We start from the raw sequence: 22,205 nt of genomic DNA on the forward strand, positions 1-22,205 counted from the left end.
GAGGGCGCCCCGTCCGGATCCGTTCCGGGCGGGGCGCCCTCGTGCGCGTCGTGAGCGTCTCAGCGCTGCGACCACCGGGGCGGGCGCTTCTCGGTGAACGCGTCCATGCCCTCCTGCTGGTCCTGGGTGGCGAACAGGGAGTGGAACACTCGGCGCTCGTGGACCAGGCCCTGCTGCAACGGCGTCTCGAAGGCGGCCGCGACGACCTCCTTGGCCTTTTGGGCGGACGGTGTGGAGAAGCCGGCGATGGTGGCGGCGACCTCGCGGGCCGTCTGTTGCACCGCCTCGTCGTCCACGAGCCGGGACACCAGGCCCATGCGCTCGGCCTCCTCTCCGCCGACCTGGCGACCGGTGAGCACCATGTCCATCGCCTTGGCCTTGCCGACCGAGCGAGTGAGCCGCTGCGAACCCCCCATGCCGGGGATGACGCCCAGCTGGATCTCGGGCTGGCCGAAACGGGTGCCGGGGCCGGCGATCAGCACATCGGCCATCATGGCCAGTTCGCAGCCGCCGCCGAGCGCGTATCCGGTCACCCCCGCCACGAGGGGCGTGCGGACACGGCCCAGGCGCTCCCAGTCCCGGAACCAGTCCGAGGCGTACATCTCGGCGAAGGACTTGTCCTTCATCTCCTTGATGTCCGCTCCGGCGGCGAAGGCCTTCTCGGAACCCAGCACCAGGATCGCGCCGATCTGCGGGTCGGCGTCGAACGCCTCGGCGGCCTCGACGACGGCGTGCATCGTCGCCCGGTTCAGCGCGTTCAAGGCCGCGGGCCGGTTCAGCGTGATGACGCCGACGCGGCCGTCGGTCTCGGTCAGGATCACGTTCTCGGGATTCTCGCTCATGTCCGGTCCTCTCGGTCGACGCCGTTCTCGGCGTGGTCGGTCTGTGCAGCGTCCTGGGTCGGGGAGGCGGCCTCCAGCGAGGCCGACGCGGCGTCGGCGCGCACGGTCTCGATGATGCCGGAGAAGTCCTGGTCAGCGCCCTCGCCCGCCGCGAACGCCGCGTACAGGCGCTGGCAGGTGCGGCCCAGGACCGCGTCGACGCCCTCGCGGTTCAGAGCGCTCAAGGCCAGGCCAAGATCCTTCGCCATCAGCGCGCCCATGAACCCGCCCTCAAAGCCGCGGTTCGCCGGCGAGGCCGGGACGGGGCCCGGGACGGGGCAGTTCACGTTCACGGCCCACGACTGGCCCGTGGACTGGCTCATGACGTCGTACTGCACCTGCGGGTCCAGGCCGAGGCGCTCACCGAGCACGAAGGCCTCCGCGGCGCCGATCTGCGTGATCGCCAGCATCAGGTTATTGCAGATCTTCGCGGCCTGGCCCATGCCGTGGCCGCCGCAGTGCACAATCCGTGCGCCCATGATCCGCAGCAGCGGCTCGGCGCGGGCGAACGCCTCATCCGCTGCGCCGACCATGAACGCCAGGGTGCCGGCCTCGGCGCCGACGACGCCTCCCGAGACCGGCGCGTCCACGGCGGCGAAGCCGGCGGCCTCGGTGAGCCGCGCGATGTCCTGCGCCTCGGCGATGTCGATCGTGGAGCAGTCGACGAACAGCGTCCCGGGGCGTACGGCGTCCAGCAGGCCCTCGGCGTTCTCCTCGGCGCCGGAGCCCTCGGCGCCGACGTAGGCCGAGCGCACGAGTCGACCGTGGGGCAGCATCGTGATCACCACGTCGGCCTGGCGGACAGCGTCGGGGCCAGACTCGGCGATCTCGACGCCCGCGCCGCGGGCCGCCTCGACGGCCTCGGGAACCGGGTCGAACCCGCTCACCCGGACTCCCGCGGCCACGAGGTTCCGGGCCATCGGGCCGCCCATGTTGCCCAGGCCCAAGAAGGCCACGCGGCGGACGTTCTCCGGCACGTCGGGGGTTTCTGCGGTCCCGCTCGGTGCGGCGGTGTTCTCGGTCATCTCGTCCTCGTTCCTCTCCTCGTTCCGGTGCCGGGCAGCCGGGGCGCGCCTCCCGGCCGTCTGTGCCGTCGGCCGCGTGCGGGTCAGCTTCCCCGCGGCATGACGAAGGACGCTCCTTCGCGCACGCCGGAGGGCCAGCGGGTCGTGACGGTCTTCGTCTTGGTGTAGAACTTCAGCCCGTCGGTGCCGTACTGGTTCAGATCGCCGAAGCCGGAGGCCTTCCACCCGCCGAAGCTGTAGTAGGCGATCGGGACCGGGATCGGCACGTTCACGCCGACCATCCCGACGTTCACCCGGGTCGCGAAGTCCCGGGCCGCGCCGCCGTCGGACGTGAAGATCGAGACGCCGTTGCCGAATTCGTGCTCACTGGGCAGGCGCAGGGCCTCCTCGTAGTCCGCAGCGCGCACGACGCAGAGCACCGGACCGAAGACCTCCTCGCGGTAGACCCGCATCTGCGGGGTGACCCGGTCGAAGAGGGTCGCCCCGACGTAGAAGCCGTCCTCGTGCCCGGCGACGCGGGCCCCGCGGCCGTCGACGAGCAGCTCGGCCCCCTCGGCTTCGCCCGCGCCGATCAGCTCCTCGATGCGCTCCTTCGCCGCCCGGGTGACCACCGGTCCGAAGTCGGCGGACCCGTCATCGGAGGCGCCCAGACGCAGGCTCCCCATGCGCTCGCGCAGTGCGGCGACGAGCCGGTCGGCCGTCTGCTCACCGACGGGCACCGCGACCGAGACGGCCATGCAGCGCTCGCCGGCCGAGCCGAAGGCCGCGCCGACCAGGGCGTCGGCGGCCTGGTCGATGTCCGCGTCGGGCATGATCACCAGGTGGTTCTTCGCGCCGCCAAAGCATTGGGCGCGTTTGCCCTGGCTCGTCGCTCGGGAGTAGATCGCCTGGGCGATCGGGGTGGAGCCGACGAAGCCCACGGCCTGCACGCGCTGGTCGTCGATGAGCGCGTCGACGGCTTCCTTGCCGCCGTGCACCACGTTGAGCGCGCCGGCGGGCAGACCGGCCTCGAGGCCGAGTTCGGCCAGGCGCAGCGGCACGCTCGGGCACCGTTCCGAGGGCTTGAGCACGACGGCGTTGCCGGCGGCCAGCGCGATGCCCGCCTTCCACAGCGGGATCATCGCTGGGAAGTTGAACGGGGTGATCCCGGCGACGACTCCCAGCGGTTCGCGGGCCGAGTGCACGTCGACGCCGCGGGCCGCATTCGAGGTGAACTCGCCCTTGAGCAGGTGGGGCGCCCCGGCGGCGAACTCGACCACCTCGACACCGCGCTGGATGTCGCCGTGTGCGTCCGGGATCGTCTTGCCGTGCTCACGAGCGATGCCCCGGGCGAGTTCGTCGGCGTGCTCGTTGATCAGACGCACCCATTCGAGCAGCACGCGAGCGCGGCGCTGCGGGTTGACCGCGGACCAGGCTTCGAAGCCCCGCTGGGCCGAGTCGACGACCGCGTCGACGGCGGCCGCGTCGGCCAGCGGGACCTGCGCCGAGACCTCGCCGGTGGCGGGGGTGAAGACGTCCTGAGTCGGCTGGTCGTCGCCGCTGACGCGCTCGCCGTGGATGAAGTGCTCGATGACCTGAGGCATGGTGCTCGTCCGTTTCTCTCGGAGTCGGTGTCAAGACGGCCAGCGCACCCGGACTCCGGCCGCGCATGTGAGCCGAATCTCAATAGACGACATTACCTGGTTGAGTGAGGGGCGTCACGAGGCTATGTTTTGGTGGTGTCGTCATCCGAGGTGGCGAGAGGGGATGCGTCGGCTGATCGGGGAGGTCAGCCGTCGCTTCGGTCGACGTTTCGGCCGATCGGCTAAACATTCCTGGACGCACTGTTGTTGTGGGACAACTCGGCCCTAGCGTGGTCGCCGCCACCTGACGAGACCCGGGGGCTCGCCGAGGCGAGTCGGTCCCGTCGAGACACTGGTGGACCATCCATCCCCTCCACCGTCCCAAGAGGAGAAGAAGACATGGCGAACATCAACGAAGTCCGCGCGACCGGCCCGCGCCGCGCCGGCGCCGCCCTGGCCGCGGCCGTCCTGACCGGCACCGCCCTGGCCTCCGCCCCGCTGACCGCCGGTGCGGTCGACGGGGCCGCCGAGTCCAAGGGCACCGAGACCAAGGCCGCCGAGTCCAAGGGCGCCGCGTCGCCGCTGCACGGGCTCGTCGCTGCGCAGGACGTCCAGGTCGACCCGAACGCTGACGGTTACGACCAGTTCATCGTCACCTACAAGGAGGGCGCCTCCGCGGCGGCCACCGAGAAGGGCCGCGCTCAGGCCTGGGGCCAGGCCGCGCGCGAGGCCGGCGTCTCGGTTCAGGAGAAGCGCCAGATGGCCACCGGTGCCCGCGTCGTCACCGCCGACAAGAAGCTCCAGGGCGAGGACGCCGAGGCGTTCATGCGTCAGGTCGAGGCCGACCCCAGCGTGGAGTCGGTGGAGCCGGACGTGATGATGACCATCAACCGTGAGGACTCCTCCGCCTCGCCGCTGCTGGAGCCGCAGGACTCGCTGTACGACCAGCTGTGGGGCCTGCACGGCGAGAACGGCATGAACGTGCCGCCGGCGTGGGACAAGACCACCGGTGAGGGCGCCACCGTTGCGGTGCTCGACACGGGCATTGTGTCGCACCCCGACCTGGACCCGAACGTGCAGGGCGGCTATGACTTCATCTCCCGCGCCGAGGGCGCCCGGGACGGCGACGGCCGTGACTCGGACCCGCAGGACGAGGGTGACTGGTTCCAGGGCGGCGAGTGCGGCTCCGGCACCGGATCGGGCTCGTCGTGGCACGGCACGCACGTGGCCGGCACCGTGGCCGCCGCGACCGACTCGGAGGGCGTCGTGGGCGTGGCCCCGGACGCGACCATCCAGCCGGTGCGCGTGCTCGGCAAGTGCGGCGGCTCGCTGTCTGACATCACCGACGCGATCATCTGGTCGGCCGGCGGCGACGTGCCCGGTGTGCCGCGGAACGAGAACCCGGCCGATGTCATCAACATGTCCCTCGGCGGCGGCGGCATGTGCGGCTCCACCTACCAGCAGGCGATCGACTTCGCCGTGCAGCAGGGCACCTCGGTGGTCGTGGCGGCCGGCAATGAGAACCAGCCCGCCGCCAACGTTCGCCCGGCCAGCTGCGACAACGTGATCACGGTCGGCGCGACCGACAAGTCGGGCAACCGCTCGTACTTCTCGAACTACGGCGACGCCGTGGACGTCGCGGCGCCCGGCGGCGACACCCGCACCCAGGGCGGCGGCATCCTCTCGACCGTGGACACGGGCCAGACCTCGCCGCAGGGCCCGGGCCACGCCGAGTACCAGGGCACGTCGATGGCGACCCCGCACGTCGCCGGCGTCGCGGCGCTGATGGCGGCCCAGGGCCAGCTGTCCCCGGCTGAGGTCGAGGCCAAGCTCAAGGAGAACGCCCGCCCGATCCCGGGTGAGTGCCCCGAGGGCTGCGGCGCCGGCCTGGTCGACGCGGCCGCGACGCTCGGCGCCTCCGACGGCACCGACCCGGAGCCGACGCCGGATCCGGACCCCGAGCCCACTCCGGACCCGGAGCCGGTTGACGGCGTGGTGACCAACGGTGGCTTCGAGCAGGGGACCGAGGGCTGGACGGGCAACCCCGCCGACTTCGTCGCCGAGGGCGACCAGGCCCTCTCCGGCACGCACTTCGCTGAGCTCAACGGTCAGGGCCGGTCGAACACCGCCGTGATCGAGCAGGAGATCCAGGTGCCCGAGGAGGGCGGCCAGCTCAGCTACAACGTGCAGGTCGACACCGAGGAGACCACGCAGTACTCCGAGCGCGACACCCTGCGCGTGCAGGTCAAGGACGGCTACTTCGGCACGTACACGCTCGGGTCGCACTCCAACCTGGACGCGGGCGACTACTCGTCCGAGTCCGTGGACCTGTCCAACTTCGCGGGCAAGACCGTGACCCTGCGCTTCGTCGGCCAGGAGGACTACTTCGACGCCACCACGTTCCGGGTGGATGACGTGGCCGTGAACTGACGTCGCGTCCCACCTGAGGTGGACAACGCCGGCGGGGTCGCATCAGCTGCGACGCCGCCGGCGTTCGTCGCCCATCGGCGGCTGGCGTCCTCCTCGGGCGTGGTGTAGCATTGCTCGAGTTGTTCGGGCGTCGCCCCGATCCCACGGATCTTTAGCTCAGTTGGTTAGAGCGTTCGCTTCACACGCGAGAGGTCGCTGGTTCGAGTCCAGTAAGATCCACCGCCCCGCAGGCCCCGTCCGATCAGGACGGGGCCTGCGTCGTCTCTGGCTTGCCTCTGGCGCATGTGCGGACACCGACGCGGCTCATCAGGGCGTCCTCAGGTCCGTCATGATGTAATTTTCCCGACTCGGCGGCGTCCGCCGACCGACCCCGCGGACGACGAGGAGGCGATCGTGTCTGATGAGATGAAGCAGCAGCACCGTCTGGCCGCAGACAACGGCGCAGGGGTGTCGGAGTCACGGGAACCCTTCGAGCCGCGACTCGATGCGGAGCCCACCGAGCCCACGGTCGAGGTCTCCCAGATTCCCCTCATCCGGTCCGCCCACGACGACGCCGGGGAGTCAGGGACCGACGGTCAGCTCCCGGTGCTCGCCGCCGAGGACGTCGAACCGGTTCCCGACGCCGAACCGGTCCCGGACGCCTCGCTCGTTCTCGACCAGAGCCCCCCGGCGGAGACGGTGCGCCCCGACGTCGTCATGCCCCCTCCGGTCAGCGGGCAGACCCTGCCGGACGCGCCGCTGAGCGGCACGCCGCAGACGGACCCCATCCCCACCTCGGTGTTCGCCGCCACCCAGGAGCACCAGCGCCACCGCCGCGGCCGCCTGCGGCGAGGGGCGAAAGGCAAGGACCGTGGCCGCGCCGTCTACGACGAGTCCCTGCCGACGCAGGCGATCGCCCTGGCCGGCCGCCTGAGCGCCTCCTCTTACGGCAGTCGGGTCCGCTCGCGGGTGCGCACGGCCCGTGAAGCCGACGACGCCGCCGTCGAGGCCCGCACCACTCTCGACTTCGCCCTCAAGCTCGGCGAGACGATGTTCCGCTTCGGTGCGAGTTCGATGGACGTGGAGTCCTCGATCATCGTCGTCACCCAGTCCTTCGGGATCCACGAGACCGAGATCGACCTGACCAATCAGGCGATCTCTCTGAACTACGCCCCGGACTCCTCACGCGGAGAGGTGCCTTACACGCTCCAGCGCGTCGTGCGGAACTGGAGCACGAACTTCGCCGGGCTGGGCGCCCTGTACCGCCTGGTCGAGCAGATCGCCGATGGCGACATCACGCGCTCTCAGGCCCAGCGGCGCCTGGTCGAGATCCGCCGCACCCCCAAGCCCTATCCGGGGTGGGCCGAGGTGGTCGCGGCCGGCGTGATGGCCGGTGCGTTCGTGCCGTTCATCGGCGGCAACTGGTTCGGCGCGGGAGTGGGCATGGTCTCCACCTGGATCGTGTTCGGCCTCGCGGTGTTCCTCGAGAACCGGGGGCTGCCGGAGATCTTCAGCACCGTCGCCGGCGCGTTCTTCGCCACGGTGATCGCGCTGGGACTGCACGCGGCGGACATGCCGCTCGACCCGTCCGTCGTGGTGGCCGGAGGCATCCTCGTGCTGCTGCCGACCGCGAGATTCGTGATGGCGGTGCAGGACGCCATCCACGGTTTCCCGCTCACCGCGGGTGGACGACTCGTCTCCGCGATGCTGGTCTACGTAGGCATCATGGGCGGCATCATGATCGGCGTGGTCAGCGCCGACATGCTCGGGTTCCCGCCGCTCGACCTCGCCGAGGAGCCGCAGGGCAAGGTCGCCGCCGTCGTCGTGCTCGTGCTGGTGACCGTCGCCGCGATGACGCACGCGATCATCATGCAGGCCAAGTGGACCACCATGCTGGCCTCGGGATTCGTCTCCGCACTGGGTTTTCTCAGTTACGAGTTCTTCGACGCCATCGGCGCCGGCTCCCGTTTGACCCCGGCCGCCGCCGCGACGGTCGTCGGGTTCGTCGGGCGCATGTTCGCCGTGCGCCTCGGGTACCCGAGCATCGTCGTGGTGCTCTCGAGCACGCTGTTCCTGCTGCCGGGCCTGGCGATCTTCCGCTCGCTGTACGGGTTCACCGTGGAGACGGACAGCACCCTGCTCGGCGTCGCCGGCATCTTCAACGCGTTCGTCATCATCATCGCGATCGCGGCGGGCGTCGCTCTGGGAGACACGCTCGCCAGACCCATCACCGACCGGTTCTTCGAGAACGCACGTCGGCCCGCGGCCATGGTGGTGCACCAGCGGTGAGCGCCGCGGTCGGGCCGGTCGGACGCTCCGGCAGGCGGTCAGGCGGGCAGCCGCCAGTCGATCGGCTCGGCACCGTGCTCGCTCAGCCAGGCATTCGCTCGGGTGAACGGGCGTGAGCCGAAGAAGCCGCGGTGCGCGCTCAGCGGTGACGGATGCGGCGACTCGATGACGCCGGCCCCGGCCGACCGCAGCAGCCGCGCCATGCGGCGGGCGTCCGCGCCCCACAGCAGCGCGACCAAAGGAGTCTGACGTGCGGCGAGTGCCTCGACGGCTGTCTGCGTGATCTGTTCCCAGCCGAGGCCGCGGTGGCCGCCCGCCTCGCCAGCGGTGACGGTGAGGCAGCGGTTCAGCAGCAGCACGCCCTGCCTGGTCCACGCGGTCAGGTCACCGTGCGCCGGCGGGGTGATCCCGGTGTCCGAGGCCAGCTCCCGGTAGATGTTCGCCAGCGAGCGGGGCAGCGGTCGAACGTCGGCGTCGACGGCGAAGCTCAGCCCGATCGGGTGGCCGGGCGTCGGGTACGGGTCCTGGCCGAGGATGAGCACCGTGACCTCGTCGAACGGCTGCCGGAACGCGCGCAGGATGTGTTCTGGAGCCGGCAGCACCTGCTGACCGGCCGCACGCCGAGCCTGGACCTGCCTGCCCACGGCCTGGAACGCGGCCTCATGATCGGCGAACACGCGGGCCCAGCCCGCCTCGAGGGGTTCGATCAGCTGCATGCGCCCAGGCTAACGAGGCGGACGCGCCGTGCGAGGCCGCACAACCGGGCGGACGTACAGTAGAAGGCATGTCGTCGGCCTCCCGTGATCAGCTCTCCGAGCAGGAGCGTGCCATCCTCCGGCTCGAGGAGCAGCGATTCCGCTATTCCGGGGCCAAAGACCGGGCGATCCGGGACCGCACGGGCCTGACGCCGACGGCGTACTACCAGGTGTTGAACGCCCTGCTCGACCGGCAGGCCTCGATGGCGTACCGGCCCCTGCTCGTCCAGCGGCTGCGTGCCATGCGCGGCACGCGGCGTCGCGCGGTGCGTCCGTCCCCGTCCCTCCAGCCTTCCCCCTCCCAGGAGAACTGATCCGCGATGGCCTACACGCCCGACCGATTCGACGACGTTCCGGAGTACACGGACCAGCGCGGCAGCCACCGCGAGCACTACGCGCCGGTCGCCGCGGGCGGCTCCTTGCTGAAGCCCCTGATGATCGCGGCGGCCCTGGCCGTCCTCATCGGCCTGTTCGTGGGTGTCGTGCTGCCGTCGATGCAGAAGGACGACGCGCCGACGGCGAGCTCCTCGGAGTCGTCCGCCTCGAGCGATGAGAAGGCCGACGGCAGCGCGGCATCGTCGAGCCGGGCGCAGGTGGAGGAATCGGGGATGAGCGAGCCGGCCGGTTCCGCCTCGTCCCAGGCCGGGTCTGAGCGTGAGGGCGAGTCGGCCGACGGTGAGGCCGCGGCAGGCGGCGCTGCCGGCGCGGCGGCCGGGGGCGCCGCAGGAGAGGACCAGGCCTCGGCGGCGCCGTCGTCCGAGTCCGCGGGCGGGTCCGACGGCGGTTCCGCGGACTCGTCGAGCCCGGCGCAGACGGCGGCTCCGCAGGGCTCGGCGTCCTCGCGCGCCGCTGAGCGCGCGGAGGAGGAGCCCGGCGACGCCGCGGACGCCGACCGCTCCCGCCGTGCCGCCGAGTCCTCGGCGGCGGCCCTCCAAGCGTCCGAGAAGGCCGCCGCTGACGAGTCCCGCAAGGCGGAGGCCTCGCGCAAGGCGGAGGAGTCGAAGAAGGCGGAGGCCTCGCGCGAGGCGGAGGAATCGAAGAAGGCGGAGGCCTCGCGCAAGGCGGAGGAGTCGAAGAAGGCGGAGGAATCGAAGAAGGCGGAGGCCTCGCGCAAGGCGGAGGAGTCGAAGAAGGCGGAGGCCTCGCGCAAGGCGGAGGAGTCGAAGAAGGCGGAGGCCTCGCGCAAGGCGGAGGAATCGAAGAAGGCCGAGGAGTCCCGCGCGGGGGAGTCCTCCTCGCGCCCCGAGCCGTCCCGCACCCCCGCGTCGTCGGACGACTCGCAGCGGTCCGAGGGCTCCGCGCCGTCCTCGCGAGCCGCGTCGAGCCCGGTGATCGTCTTCAACGGCACCAATGTGCGCGGCCTGGCGGCCGGCTATGCGGACCGGCTCGAGTCGGCCGGATTCAGCGAGGTGGCGGCCCGCAACTGGCGCGGCTACGGCATCTCTCGCCCCACCGTCCTGTACAACCAGGAGCAGTTCAAGGACACCGCGGAGGCCGTCGGCGCCGAGCTGGGCTACCCCGTCGTGCAGTCGCCGAACCTGCAGATCAACGGCGTGGCGGTCGTCGTCTTCCGCTGATTCCGCGCCGGATTCGCGTCTCGGACCGAGCGGTCCGGAGCGCGTGGACGCCCCCGGCCGGGCCCGCCGTTCGAGGCCCGGCCGGGGGCGTCGTCGTCCCGGGGTTCCGCCGGAAGCGGATCCTCGCGTGCGCCGGGCCGAGCCTTTTGCACTCTCCTGCACAGAGTGCTCATAATGGGGTTAGCACTCCGATGGGTCGACTGCCAGAAGCGCCGGTGGCGCACGGCCGACGGTCCAGCGGAGCCGACCTGATCCGATGAGGGCCGCCGAGATGGCGGTCCGTCCGTCGCGGGCATCGAGCCAGGTCACCCGTGTTGGAACCATTCGTCCAGAAAGGACTGGCATCACATGGCCAAGACCATCGCATTCGACGAAGAGGCGCGCCGCGGCCTGGAGAAGGGTCTGAACACCCTGGCCGACGCCGTGAAGGTGACCCTGGGCCCCCGCGGCCGCAACGTCGTCCTCGAGAAGAAGTGGGGCGCCCCCACGATCACCAATGACGGCGTGTCCATCGCCAAGGAGATCGAGCTCGAGGACCCGTACGAGAAGATCGGCGCCGAGCTGGTGAAGGAGGTCGCGAAGAAGACCGACGACGTCGCGGGCGACGGCACCACCACCGCCACCGTGCTGGCCCAGGCGCTCGTCCGCGAGGGGCTGCGCAACGTCGCGGCCGGCGCGGACCCGATGGCCCTGAAGCGCGGCATCGAGAAGGCCGTCGAGGCCGTCACCGCCGAGCTGCTGAGCGCCTCCCGCGAGATCGAGACCAAGGAGCAGATCGCCGCCACCGCGTCGATCTCCGCCGCTGACACCCAGATCGGCTCCCTCATCGCCGAGGCCCTGGACAAGGTCGGCAAGGAAGGCGTCATCACCGTCGAGGAGTCGAACACCTTCGGCCTCGACCTCGAGCTGACCGAGGGCATGCGCTTCGACAAGGGCTTCCTCTCGGGCTACTTCGTGACCGACACGGACCGCCAGGAGGCCGTCCTCGAGGATCCGTACATCCTCATCGTCAACTCGAAGATCTCGTCCGTGAAGGACATGGTCGCGGTCCTCGAGAAGGTCATGCAGTCCGGCAAGCCGCTGCTGATCATCGCCGAGGACGTCGAGGGCGAGGCCCTGGCCACCCTCGTGGTCAACAAGATCCGCGGCACCTTCAAGTCCGTCGCCGTGAAGGCCCCGGGCTTCGGTGACCGCCGCAAGGCCATGCTGGCCGACATCGCGATCCTCACCGGTGGCCAGGTCATCTCCTCGGAGGTGGGCCTGTCTCTGGAGAACGCGACCCTGGACCTGCTGGGCACCGCCCGCAAGGTCGTCATCACCAAGGACGAAACCACCATCGTCGAGGGCGCCGGCGATGCCGAGCAGATCTCCGGCCGTGTGGCCCAGATCCGCGCCGAGATGGAGAACACCGACTCGGACTACGACCGCGAGAAGCTGCAGGAGCGCCTCGCGAAGCTGGCCGGCGGCGTCGCCGTCATCAAGGCTGGTGCAGCCACCGAGGTGGAGCTCAAGGAGCGCAAGCACCGCATCGAGGACGCCGTGCGCAACGCGAAGGCCGCCGTGGACGAGGGCATCGTCGCCGGCGGTGGCGTGGCCCTGATCCAGGCCGGTTCGAAGGCGTTCGACGGCCTGCAGCTCGAGGGTGACGAGGCCACCGGCGCGAACATCGTGAAGGTCGCCATCCAGGCCCCGCTGAAGCAGATCGCCTACAACGCCGGCCTGGAGCCCGGGGTCGTGGCCGACAAGGTCGCCTCTCTGCAGGACGGCCACGGCCTCAACGCCGCCACGGGCGACTACGAGGACCTGCTGGCGGCCGGCATCAATGATCCGGTGAAGGTGACCCGTTCGGCCCTGCAGAACGCCGGCTCGATCGCCGCGCTGTTCCTCACCACCGAGGCCGTCGTCGCCGACAAGCCCGAGAAGGCCGCGCCGGGCGCGGGCGCCGAGGGCATGGACCCGATGGGTGGCATGGGCGGCATGATGTGATCGGTCGGTGACGACCGGGCGCACGCCCACCACGAGCGAGGCCCGCTTCATCGCGGCTCGGAGACCGAGCGGCGACGAGGCGGGCCTCAGCCGTGCCCGGTCCGTTCGGCGCGCCAGCGCCGCCACGTGAGAGCCGTGAGCGCGAGCACCGTCAGCCAGGACAGCACCAGGATCGTCACGGTCAGGGCCGAGGGGGCGTCGAGCACCGCCCCGATCGCCACCAGCGAGGCCTGCCCGGGCAGTGAGCCGGCGAGCGTGGAGGTCAGGAACGGGCGCAGCCGCGCGCCGAACGCCCCGGCGCCGTAGTTCACGGGCCAGTAGGGCACGCCGGGCATCAGCCGCAGCATCGACATGGCCAGCACCCCGTCGTCCGCTCGCAGCCGGGTCGTGATGGTCTCGGCGTACCGGCCCAGCAGTCGTGCCACGGTCCGGCGGCCCAGCAGCCGAGCCAGCCCGTAGCCGAGGCAGGAGCCGGTGACGACCCCGATCATCGACAGGACCAGGCCGGGCAGCCAGCCGAACAGCGCGCCGCCGGCCACCGCCATCACCGTCACCGGAATCGGGGTGACGGCCACCAGTGCATAGAGGCCGACGAAGACGAGCCAGCTCGCCCAGCCGTAGGAGCCGATCTGCTCCCGCAGCTGGGGCCAGGCGGGCAGGTCGACGGTGAGCAGCAGCCAGGCCATCGCGACGACGGTGGCGGTCAACACGGCGGTGCGCAGCCATTCGCCCCAGGGCGGCGTGTCCACGGTCCTCATGTCAGTGCCTCGAGTTCGCGGGCGAGGTTCGCGCGGGCAGGAACCTCCCATCTGGCTCGCCCGTACGCGGTCGTGAACAGCGTGGGTGCCTCGAGCAGCGACCGCAGCACGTGCGCGCGGCCGCGGGCCCATGCGTCGTCGTCGACGTGGGCGAAGTCGGCGCGGACCGCGACCCGGTAGCGCTCGTAGTCCTCGGCAGGGCCGGCGAGCACCGCCAGGTCGGCGTCGCAGAGGGCGGCCGCGGCGGCGTCGTTCGATGACGGACGGTGCGCCGCGGTGACGCGGACCAGTCGTGCTGTCTCGGCGGCCTGATGGGTGGGCACGCGCAGGGCGTCCTCATCGAGCAGGTCGAGTGCCAGCCGAGCGGAGGCCTCCTCGTCCGTGCCCGCGGGGGCGGACGGGTCCGCGTCGTAGACGGCGTCGTGGAACCACGCGGCGAGCCGCACCACGGCGGGGTCGGAACCGAACGGGGTGCCCGCGTGCTCGAGCACATCCAGGGCGGCGAGCACCGCGCTCAGGTGCGTCAGGTCGTGGTAGTGGCGGTGCGGTTGGGACCAGCGGCGCAGCAGTTCGCGGCCGAGTCGGTCCACGGCCCCGGCATCGGCGCGGGGGAGGTGCTGTGCCCAGAGCCGCCCCCAGCGTCGGTGGAGGGCAGTCGAGACCCGCTCGGGGCGGGCCCGCGCCGGCACGCGCAGTCCCGAGCGGATCAGTCGGCGTACCAGCTCCCGCCCGTCGACGGGTGTGGCGCCGGCGGCGACCAGCTCGTCGTAGCGGTGCTTCGGGACGTCGTAGTGGTCCAGGTCGAACGCCCGCGTGCTCAGGCCCGTCGCTGCAGCGAAACGGTGCAGCTCGTCGAGGGAGGCGTCCGAGACCACATGCGAGAACACGGTGCCGTGGGCGGGCCAGGCGGGCGGGTCGATGAGCACGGTCATGCGCACCAGCGTAGGCCCGGCGCGGCCCGTCCCCCTCGGGCTGCGCCGGACCCATGCCGGTGCGGCGACTCAGGCGCGGAACATGCCGGCGTTGGCCTGCTCGGTGTCCCGGTACTGCGTGGCCGCCTGGTTCATCGCCTGACGGATATTCGCCAGGGACTCCTCGACGCGCGCCTGAGTGGCGCGCCAGTCGGTCAGCACGGTCTGGAAGTTCGTCGACGCCTGGCCGCGCCACGTGTCCTGCAGCTGACGCAGCGAGGCCTCCATGGTGTTGACCTCGCTCTGCAGCCGGCCGATGGACGCCTCGACGGCCGAGCCCTTGGCCTGCAGGTCATCGATGTCGATGTGGACGACGGACATGGTGGTTCCCCCTCACGGTGGGCCGCGGCGCCTCGGGCGGCCACGGCGGTGTCGGATTGCTCGTCGGTCGCTGCGGCGGCCGACGGGGATCACGCTAGGCGGCCGCGGGTCCGCCACCGGGCGGCTGCCCGGGAGGCTGGGGAGAACCCGGGCGCGACCGGGACCCTGTGCAGGGGTGAGCGCACGGACCTGTGACGCAGCTCAGCGGCGATCTGCGTCAGCCGGGGACGTCGCGTCGTTGCCGTACTCGCCCGGGGTCGGCTCGTCGGCGGCGTCCCCGTCGGCCTGTCCGGTGGTCATCTCGTCGGTGTCGTCGTCGGGGCCGTCCTCGCCGTCCTCGTCCTCCGGCGGCGGGCACCACGGCAGGCGCACCGAGAAGGTCGCGCCTCCGCCCTCGGTCGGTTCGAACCGCACCGATCCGTCGTGCTGGGCCACGATGCCCGCGACGATCGCCAGGCCCAGACCCGTGCCGCCGGTCTCGCGGTGACGCGAGGAGTCGGCCCGGTAGAAGCGCTCGAAGATGCGTGCGGCGTCCTCGTCCGAGACGCCGGGGCCGTGGTCCCGGATCTCGATGACCGAGTGCCGCACCGAGCCTTCGTCCGAGTGGGGACCCACGCCCCCCGGGCGACCCGAGCTCTCCTGCGTGCCCGGGAGCACGTCCACCGTGCCGACCGCCAGCTCGATCGGTGTGCCCTCGGGCGTGTAGCGCAGCGCGTTGGTCATCAGATTGGCCACCACCTGTCGGATCCGGCCCTCGTCGCCGAACACGGGCGCGGACTCCGGGCGGGCCCCGTCGAGGCCGACGAGCGTGACCGCGCGCTCCGGCGCGTTCACCTTCGCATCGAGCACGGCGTCCATGCCGAGCATCCGCAGGTCCAGGATCGTGTGCTCCGGGGTGCGCTGCTCGTCGAGTCGGGCCAGAGTGAGCAGGTCCTCGACGAGCTGTCCCATGCGCGTGGCCTCGGACTCGATGCGCCCCATCGCCGCATCGACGTCCTCCGGCTTGGTGATCCCGCCGTGGCGGTACAGCTCCGAGAAGCCGCGGATCGTCACGAGCGGGGTCCGCAGCTCATGCGAGGCGTCCTGCACGAAGCGGCGCATCGTCGCCTCGGACTGTTCCTTGTCGCGGAACGCGCGTTCGATGTGCGTGAGCATCGCGTTCAGGGAACGGGACAGGCGACCGACCTCGGTGTCCGGCGGGGCGTTCTCCACGCGCTGGGACAGGTCACCGGCCGCGATCATCGAGGCCGTGCGGTCCACGCGGTTCAAGGGTTTGAACGCGTGGCGCACCGCCATGTTCGCCACCGCGATCGCACCGGCCGTCGTGATGAGCCCGACCGTGACGACCAGGGTGGTCACGCGCTCCACCGACGAGGACACCGTCTCCAGCGGCAGCGCGACGGCGACGGTGCCCTCGCCCGTGTTGAGCCGGTAGAGCCGCACACGCCAGCCATCCGAGTCCGGTGCGGTGCCCGGCACGTCGAAGGCCTCCGAGCCGCGGGCGACCGCCTCGTCGGCGGTGAGGGCGTCCAGCTTCGGCCCGTCCATCGTCGGGGAGATGGGGGTGTTCACCTGCTGCTGACCCTCGTTGTCCCAGAGCTCACCGTAGAAGCGCAGGATCGTGTGCTGGGGGACGATGAAGTCCGCCTGCGACTCGACGCTGGTCAGGTACACCGAGACGTTGTCCCGGTTGGACTCCAGGTCACTGTCCAGCTGCCGCACCAGCTCCTGACGGAACAGGGCCGCCGTTGTCACGGCGGTCAGGGCGACGGTGAGCAGCATCAGGCCCGTGATCATCACGACCAGCTTGGTGCGCAGCGAGGAACCGTGCCAGGTGCGCAGCAGCGAGTGCAGGGGGGTGACCATCACGGGCGGGGCAGGATTCAGCGCTTGTCCGCGGTGCGCAGCATGTAGCCGACGCCGCGCTTGGTGTGGATCATCCGCTCGTGGTCGCCCGCGTCGACCTTCCGGCGCAGGTACGAGATGTAGGACTCGACGATCGAGGCGTCGCCGTTGAAGTCGTACTCCCAGACGTGGTCGAGGATCTGGGCCTTCGAGAGCACGCGGTTGGGGTTCATCATCAGGTACCGCAGCAGCTTGAACTCGGTGGGGGACAGGTCCACGCTCTCCCCGGCGCGCCGGACCTCGTGGGCGTCGTCGTCCAGCTCGAGGTCGTCGACGCGCAGCACCGCGGCGTCGTCTTCGCTCGGGGCGGTGCGGCGCAGCACGGCACGGATGCGGGCGACCACCTCGTCGAGGGAGAAGGGCTTGGTCACGTAGTCGTCGCCGCCGACGGTCAGGCCGGTGATCTTGTCCTCGGTGCCGTCACGGGCCGTGAGGAAGACCACCGGGAAGTGGCGCCCCGCCGCGCGCAGGCGGCGGGTGACGTCGAATCCGTCCATGTCCGGGAGCATGACGTCGAGCACCGCGAGGTCCGGGTTGAACTCCTCTGCGGCGGCCAGCGCGCTCATGCCGTCCTCGGCCGCGGCGACCTCGAATCCGGCGAAGCGCAGGGACGTGGCAAGCAGTTCTCGGATGTTCGGTTCGTCGTCGACCACCAGCAGGCGGGCCTCGGGGTTCTGGGATTTCATGCCGCCGATTCTGACGGCCGAGTCTGGGCGTCAGCTGGGTGTTGGCTCCGTGAGGGGGTCCATGGGCCGGGCCGTGGCGCTGCGCGGCCTCGGCGACCGCTCAGCGGTGCTCGAGGCGGGAGCGGCGGATCGCCGAGAGGACGACGTGCAGGAACATCAGGGCGAAGCCGGCGGGCAGGCCGAACATCGTCAGCGCGTACAGCGGCGGCCAGGCGGTGCCCGCCGAGAAGTACGCCGTCAACAGCAGGATCAGGGCCAGCAGCGAGGCGAGCATCACCACGACGCCCAGCACGAGCACCGCGGTGAGCAGGGGCGAGCCCGCGTGCTTGCGGTCGCCGAGGGAGGTGTCAGGCATGACGACCATGGTAGGCCGGACGGGGTATCCTTCTCGGTCAGAGCTCGCTCGCCCGCGCGAGTCGCCACGCAGACACGCACGGCCAGGAACGGTCCCTCCGATGCCGCGGCAGACCCATCACGCCGCGCCGGGGCGAGGACCCCGCCGAGGCGCCGCGGCCGCCCGCCCTCGACGGGGCCGCAGACGACCACGCGGATGAGCACACACCACGACGTCGATGAAAGTGAAGGCCCATGCCAACCGGACGCATCAGGTTCTACGACTCCGCCAAGGGGTTCGGCTTCGCCCAGACGGACGACGGGGTCGATGTGCACGTGCCCTCCTCGGTGCTGCCCCACGGCGTGACCGAGCTGCGCGCCGGGACTCGCGTGGATCTCGGGGTGGCGGAGGGGCGCCGCGGCAAGCAGGCCATCTCGCTGACCGTGCTCGAGTCCGCGCCGTCGGTCGTGCGCAACAATCGGCCCAAGCCCGACCAGATGGCGGCGCTGATTGACGATCTGATCCGTTGGCTCGACCAGACGAGCAACGGACTGCGCCGCGGCCGGTACCCGCAGCGGGGGCAGGCGCAGAAAATGGCGCAGGTGCTGCGTCGCGTCGCGGACGACCTCGACGCATGAGCGGCCAGGATCTCACCTCCGCGACGGAGGGCCCCACGCCCGAGCCCGTCGCGTCCGACGTCGTGGCCCCGGCACGAGCGCGACGCCGTGCGCCGCGCAAGGACGAGGTGCTCATGGGTGCCGTCGACGAGGCTCGGGCAGGCCTGGCGGGGCTGGCGACGCCCGAGCAGATCGGCGAGCACGTGGGGGTCGTCATGGACGACGACCGGCTGGCCACCCACCGCTTCGTCTCGCATCTGCCCGGCTACCGTGGCTGGCACTGGTACGCGACGGTGGCGCGAGTGCCCCGTTCGCGGCACGTGACCGTGTGCGAGGTGGGGCTGAGCGCGGGGGAGGACTCGCTCGTGGCTCCGCCGTGGGTGCCGTACGCCGAGCGGGTCAGTCAGGCGGAGCGCGCCCGCATGCAGTCCGTGGCCGAGGGGCGCGATCCGAATCGACCCGCCCCGTCCGACGAGAACACCGAGTCCGAGGGCTCGGACGCTTCGGCGCCGGAGCAGGAGCGCAACCCAGCGGAGTGACCGTGGTCCAGGCGTGCCGACCGGAGGCGCATCGCCGGCCCGATCGCCGCGACCATCGCGAACGCGGGCGTTCGGTGCTCTCGAGTCTCGGCCACGAGCGAAGTGCCCGATCGCTGTGGGATGCGCTGTCCTAGACTTCGGCCCAAGCATCGGAGCACGGAAGGCGGATGACGGGCCATGACGGACCTGATCGACACGACGGAGATGTATCTGCGCACCATCCTCGAGCTCGAGGAGGAGGGCATCACGCCCCTGCGCGCGCGCATCGTCGAACGTCTCGAGCACTCCGGTCCCACCGTCTCGCAGACGGTCGCCCGCATGGAGCGGGACGGCCTGGTCCAGGTGGCGGCCGACCGGCACCTGGAGCTCACCGCGCGCGGGCGCGAGCTGGCCGTCGCGGTGCTGCGCAAGCATCGCTTGGCCGAGCGGCTGCTCTCCGACGTCATCGGCCTGGACTGGGCCTATGTGCACGACGAGGCGTGCCGGTGGGAACACGTGATGAGCGACAAGGTCGAGGCGCGGCTGCGCGAGCTGCTCGACGACCCCACGGTCACCCCCTACGGCACCCCGATCCCGCCGCATCCCAGCGAGCCGGGCGGCGCCGGCTGGGGTGAGCGGCTCGGGCTCGACGGACTGCCGTTGAGCGAGCTCGTCGACGGCACGGCGGAACTGCAGACGGTGCGGGTGACCAGCCTGGCCGAGGCGATCCAGACCGACCCGGTGCTCCTTGACCAGCTGTTCTCGGCCGGGATCCGCCCCGGGGCGACGATCACGGTGCGGCCGGTCGAGAACACCGAGTTCGTGCGAGTCGAGGCCGCCGGGACGGACGCGCTCGAGATCGCCCGCGAGGCCGCCGCACATGTGCGGGTCTCGACCCTGCGGTGACCCTCAGGTGAAGTCTTGGCGTCGTAGGTGCTGGAGCGTTCCGTCTCCCCGGCCTCGTCCCTAGCGTAGGGGTGTTCGTCCACCGTCACGGCGTCCGCCCGTGCACGGGTGCGCTCTGCGGTACGGGGCACATCGGTGCGGCCACGTGGCGCGCGTCGGGGCCGATCGGAGAAGACCTGTATGCGCACCCTCGTCCTCAACGCCGGTTTCGAACCCCTGTCCGTCGTCTCGGACCGGCGCGCCCTGCTGCTCGTCGCCACGGGCAAGGCCAGCGTCCTGGAAAGCGGGGCGGACCCGATGGTCAGTCCCGGCCGCACGTGGGGCCGACCGCTGGTGATCCTGCTCCACCGCTACGTGCGCGTGCCCCACGCCGATGCGACTCCCGTCTCCCGGCGGGGTGTGCTGCGCCGGGACAGCCACCGCTGTGCCTACTGCGGCGCCCACGCCACGACCGTCGACCACATCCACCCTCGCTCACGCGGCGGGGAGAACTCGTGGGAGAACCTCGTCGCCTGCTGCCTGACATGCAACGGGGCCAAGGGGGACCGTTCCCTCGACGCGATGGGCTGGACGCTGCGCGTCACCCCGGGCCGTCCCCGGGGCGCGCTCTGGCGGCTGCGGGAACTCGAACGCCCGGCGGAGGCCTGGCGCGGGTACCTCGAGCTCGCCGCCTGAGCGGGGCGCGAGCCCGGGTGCTGACCCCGCGTGGTCCGGGCACGGGGTCCTAGACTGAGTCGTTCCGTGCGCGACCGCGTGCGGGCGTGACGGGCCACGCACGGGCCCGGAGAGGTCTGGACGAGACATGAGCATGGAACGGGCCGCTATGGCCTCGATGCGTCGCATGTCCCATTCGGGACAGGCCGGCACGACGACACTCGCTCCGGGCACCGTGCGCCGCACTCTGGCGTTCGCGGACAGGTACCGAACCACGCTGGCGGGCTTCCTCTTGCTGTCGGTGGTCACGGCCGTGCTCGGGGTGGCCTCGCCCGTGCTCGCCGGCGACGTCGTGGACGCGATCACCGCAGGAGGGGAGGCCGCGCTGATCGTGCGCCTGGCCCTGCTCATCGCGGCGGTCGCACTCGTCGACGCGGTGCTGCAGGTCGTCACGAAATGGACCTCGGCGTCCCTGGGCGAACAGGTGATCTACGACCTGCGCACCCGCGTGTTCGACCACGTGCAGACGATGCCGGTCGCGTTCTTCCAACGCGCCCGCACCGGTGCGCTCGTCTCGCGGCTGAACAACGACGTGATCGGCGCCCAGTCGGCGATCTCTCGAACGCTCTCCGGGGTGGTGGCGAACCTCGTCTCGCTGCTGCTGACGCTCGCGGTGATGCTCGCGACCTCGTGGCAGATCACGCTGCTCGCCCTCGTGCTGCTGCCCCTGTTCCTCGTGCCGGCCCGCTGGGTGGGCGGCACGCTCGCGGCGCTCTCGCGGGAGCGGGCCGGGCACAACGCGGCGATGGGCGACCAAATGACCGAGCGCTTCTCGGCCCCCGGCGCGACGCTCGTGAAGCTCTGGGGCCGTCCGGCCGAGGAGTCCGCCGAGTTCGCCCGCCGCGCCGACCGGGTCCGGCGGGCGGGAGTCACGATCTCGGTGCGGCAGTCCGTGTTCACGACGCTGCTCACCCTCGTCTCGGCGCTCGCGCTGGCGGCCGTGTACGGCGTCGGCGGCCTGCAGGCGCTGGCCGGCGGGCTCGACGCGGGCGACGTCGTCACGATGGCCCTGCTGCTTACCCGCCTCTACGCCCCGTTGACGTCGCTGGCGAACGCGCGCGTGGAGATCATGACGGCGCTGGTGAGCTTCGAGCGGGTGTTCGAGGTGCTCGACCTGCGGCCTCTGATCCGCGAGCCCGAGCAGCCCACGGCCCTGCCCGCCGGTCCGCTCGAGGTGCGGCTCGAGGCCGTGCGCTTCGCCTACCCGTCCGCGAAGGAGGTCTCCCTGGCCTCCCTGGAGGAGGTCGCGGTGCTCGATGAGCGCGGCGGCGTCGAGGTGCTGCACGGCCTGGACGTCACGGTGCCGGCGGGCTCGACCGTCGCGCTGGTGGGCTCCTCAGGCGCGGGCAAGTCCACGATCGCGCACCTGCTGACCCGCCTGTACGACGTGACCTCCGGCGCGGTGCGGATCGGCGGCGTCGACGTGCGGCAGCTGAGTTTCGGCGACCTGCAGCGGGCGGTCGGGATGGTCACACAGGACGGGCACCTGTTCCACGACACCGTGCGCGCGAACCTCACGCTGGCCGCCCCCGACGCCGACGACGCGCAGATCTGGGACGCCATCGACAGGGCCCGGCTGCGCCCGGTGATCGAGGCGCTGCCCGACGGGCTGGACACGGTGGTCGGGGAGCGGGGCTACCGGCTCTCCGGCGGCGAGCGTCAGCGCATGACGATCGCCCGCATGCTGCTCGCCTCGCCGCGGGTCGTGGTGCTCGACGAGGCGACCGCCGCCCTGGACTCCACGAACGAGCGGGCCATCCAGGAGGCGCTGTCCGAGGCGTTGGCCGGGCGGACCGCCGTCGTGATCGCCCACCGACTCTCGACGGTGCGCGAGGCCGACCAGATTCTGGTCGTCGAGGACGGGCGGATCGTCGAGCGCGGCACCCACGCCGAGCTGCTGGCCTGCCAGGGCCGGTACGCGCAGCTGCACCGCACGCAGTTCGCGACAGGGACCTGACCGGGCCGGCCACGGATGCGGTGCCAGGACGCCG

At 71.5% G+C, this 22,205-nt stretch carries 20 protein-coding genes and 1 tRNA gene; 11 read left to right on the forward strand and 10 right to left on the reverse strand.

Translation table 11 applies throughout. The features are described from left to right. Positions 1–59: 59 nt before the first annotated feature. The 3 genes from HDA30_RS00090 to HDA30_RS00100 form a co-directional block, all read right to left on the reverse strand. Positions 60–842 carry an enoyl-CoA hydratase-related protein gene (locus tag HDA30_RS00090; RefSeq protein ID WP_184240713.1) on the reverse strand — a complete coding sequence of 261 codons (783 nt, stop codon included), beginning with the start codon at positions 840–842 and terminating at the stop codon, positions 60–62. Beyond that, a complete protein-coding gene (gene mmsB / locus HDA30_RS00095; RefSeq protein ID WP_184240714.1) occupies positions 839–1,906 on the reverse strand; it encodes a 3-hydroxyisobutyrate dehydrogenase in 1,068 nt (355 codons plus the stop codon). Before mmsB ends, HDA30_RS00090 begins: the two co-directional genes overlap by 4 nt. An 83-nt stretch (positions 1,907–1,989) precedes the next feature. Then, positions 1,990–3,489: a CoA-acylating methylmalonate-semialdehyde dehydrogenase gene (locus HDA30_RS00100; RefSeq protein WP_184240715.1), complete on the reverse strand. Its 1,500-nt coding sequence runs from the start codon at positions 3,487–3,489 to the stop codon at positions 1,990–1,992. A gap of 378 nt (positions 3,490–3,867) precedes the next feature. Between HDA30_RS00100 and HDA30_RS00105 the strand changes: the two genes are divergently transcribed. From HDA30_RS00105 to HDA30_RS00115, 3 genes are all read left to right on the forward strand, one after another. Next, a complete protein-coding gene (locus HDA30_RS00105; protein ID WP_184240716.1) occupies positions 3,868–5,898 on the forward strand; it encodes a S8 family peptidase in 2,031 nt (676 codons plus the stop codon). 145 nt (positions 5,899–6,043) lie between these two features. Beyond that, positions 6,044–6,117, forward strand: a tRNA-Val gene (locus HDA30_RS00110). A 174-nt stretch (positions 6,118–6,291) separates the two neighbouring features. Further along, on the forward strand, positions 6,292–8,166 hold the full coding sequence (locus tag HDA30_RS00115; protein WP_343059239.1) for a threonine/serine exporter family protein: 1,875 nt from the start codon (positions 6,292–6,294) through the stop codon (positions 8,164–8,166). A 38-nt stretch (positions 8,167–8,204) separates the two neighbouring features. Here the strand turns inward: HDA30_RS00115 and HDA30_RS00120 are convergent, their stop codons facing one another. Further along, positions 8,205–8,882 carry a uracil-DNA glycosylase gene (locus HDA30_RS00120; RefSeq protein WP_158495371.1) on the reverse strand — a complete coding sequence of 226 codons (678 nt, stop codon included), beginning with the start codon at positions 8,880–8,882 and terminating at the stop codon, positions 8,205–8,207. Between the two features lie 68 nt (positions 8,883–8,950). On the opposite strand from HDA30_RS00120, the gene HDA30_RS00125 reads away from it, so the two are divergent. The 3 genes from HDA30_RS00125 (at position 8,951) to groL (ending at position 12,484) form a co-directional block, all read left to right on the forward strand. Then, positions 8,951–9,235, forward strand: a complete 285-nt coding sequence (locus tag HDA30_RS00125; protein WP_158495372.1) for a DUF3263 domain-containing protein — start codon at positions 8,951–8,953, stop codon at positions 9,233–9,235. Between the two features lie 6 nt (positions 9,236–9,241). After that, on the forward strand, positions 9,242–10,498 hold the full coding sequence (locus HDA30_RS00130) for a LytR C-terminal domain-containing protein (RefSeq protein ID WP_184240717.1): 1,257 nt from the start codon (positions 9,242–9,244) through the stop codon (positions 10,496–10,498). 348 nt (positions 10,499–10,846) lie between these two features. Further along, complete coding sequence (groL, locus tag HDA30_RS00135) at positions 10,847–12,484, forward strand: chaperonin GroEL (RefSeq protein WP_158495374.1); 1,638 nt, start codon at positions 10,847–10,849, stop codon at positions 12,482–12,484. Positions 12,485–12,570: 86 nt separating this feature from the next. Here groL and HDA30_RS00140 read toward each other — a convergent pair whose 3' ends face one another. The 6 genes from HDA30_RS00140 to HDA30_RS00165 form a co-directional block, all read right to left on the reverse strand. Then, positions 12,571–13,233 carry a TVP38/TMEM64 family protein gene (locus tag HDA30_RS00140; RefSeq protein WP_262337652.1) on the reverse strand — a complete coding sequence of 221 codons (663 nt, stop codon included), beginning with the start codon at positions 13,231–13,233 and terminating at the stop codon, positions 12,571–12,573. A gap of 5 nt (positions 13,234–13,238) precedes the next feature. Next, entirely contained in the window at positions 13,239–14,174 is a 936-nt protein-coding gene (locus HDA30_RS00145) for a DUF4031 domain-containing protein (protein ID WP_184240718.1), read from the reverse strand. Between the two features lie 69 nt (positions 14,175–14,243). Continuing rightward, complete coding sequence (locus HDA30_RS00150) at positions 14,244–14,534, reverse strand: WXG100 family type VII secretion target (protein ID WP_158495376.1); 291 nt, start codon at positions 14,532–14,534, stop codon at positions 14,244–14,246. 201 nt (positions 14,535–14,735) lie between these two features. Continuing rightward, positions 14,736–16,400, reverse strand: a complete 1,665-nt coding sequence (locus HDA30_RS00155; protein ID WP_184242207.1) for a sensor histidine kinase — start codon at positions 16,398–16,400, stop codon at positions 14,736–14,738. Positions 16,401–16,417: 17 nt separating this feature from the next. Continuing rightward, complete coding sequence (locus tag HDA30_RS00160) at positions 16,418–17,125, reverse strand: response regulator transcription factor (RefSeq protein ID WP_158495377.1); 708 nt, start codon at positions 17,123–17,125, stop codon at positions 16,418–16,420. 100 nt (positions 17,126–17,225) lie between these two features. Further along, positions 17,226–17,480: a hypothetical protein gene (locus tag HDA30_RS00165; protein ID WP_184240719.1), complete on the reverse strand. Its 255-nt coding sequence runs from the start codon at positions 17,478–17,480 to the stop codon at positions 17,226–17,228. 233 nt (positions 17,481–17,713) lie between these two features. Here HDA30_RS00165 and HDA30_RS00170 point away from each other — a divergent pair, with 233 nt between their 5' ends. The 5 genes from HDA30_RS00170 (at position 17,714) to HDA30_RS00190 (ending at position 22,171) form a co-directional block, all read left to right on the forward strand. Beyond that, entirely contained in the window at positions 17,714–18,097 is a 384-nt protein-coding gene (locus HDA30_RS00170; RefSeq protein WP_158495379.1) for a cold-shock protein, read from the forward strand. After that, the gene (locus HDA30_RS00175; protein ID WP_184240720.1) at positions 18,094–18,615 is read left to right on the forward strand and encodes a DUF3027 domain-containing protein; all 522 of its coding nucleotides are present in this window, start codon (positions 18,094–18,096) and stop codon (positions 18,613–18,615) included. Before HDA30_RS00170 ends, HDA30_RS00175 begins: the two co-directional genes overlap by 4 nt. A gap of 177 nt (positions 18,616–18,792) precedes the next feature. Then, positions 18,793–19,500, forward strand: a complete 708-nt coding sequence (locus HDA30_RS00180; RefSeq protein ID WP_158495381.1) for a metal-dependent transcriptional regulator — start codon at positions 18,793–18,795, stop codon at positions 19,498–19,500. A gap of 180 nt (positions 19,501–19,680) precedes the next feature. Next, the gene (locus tag HDA30_RS00185) at positions 19,681–20,175 is read left to right on the forward strand and encodes an HNH endonuclease (protein ID WP_184240721.1); all 495 of its coding nucleotides are present in this window, start codon (positions 19,681–19,683) and stop codon (positions 20,173–20,175) included. 127 nt (positions 20,176–20,302) lie between these two features. Next, positions 20,303–22,171, forward strand: a complete 1,869-nt coding sequence (locus HDA30_RS00190) for an ABC transporter ATP-binding protein (RefSeq protein WP_184240722.1) — start codon at positions 20,303–20,305, stop codon at positions 22,169–22,171. Positions 22,172–22,205 lie beyond the last annotated feature (34 nt).

The organism is Micrococcus cohnii (assembly GCF_014205175.1).
Taxonomy (GTDB): domain Bacteria; phylum Actinomycetota; class Actinomycetes; order Actinomycetales; family Micrococcaceae; genus Micrococcus; species Micrococcus cohnii.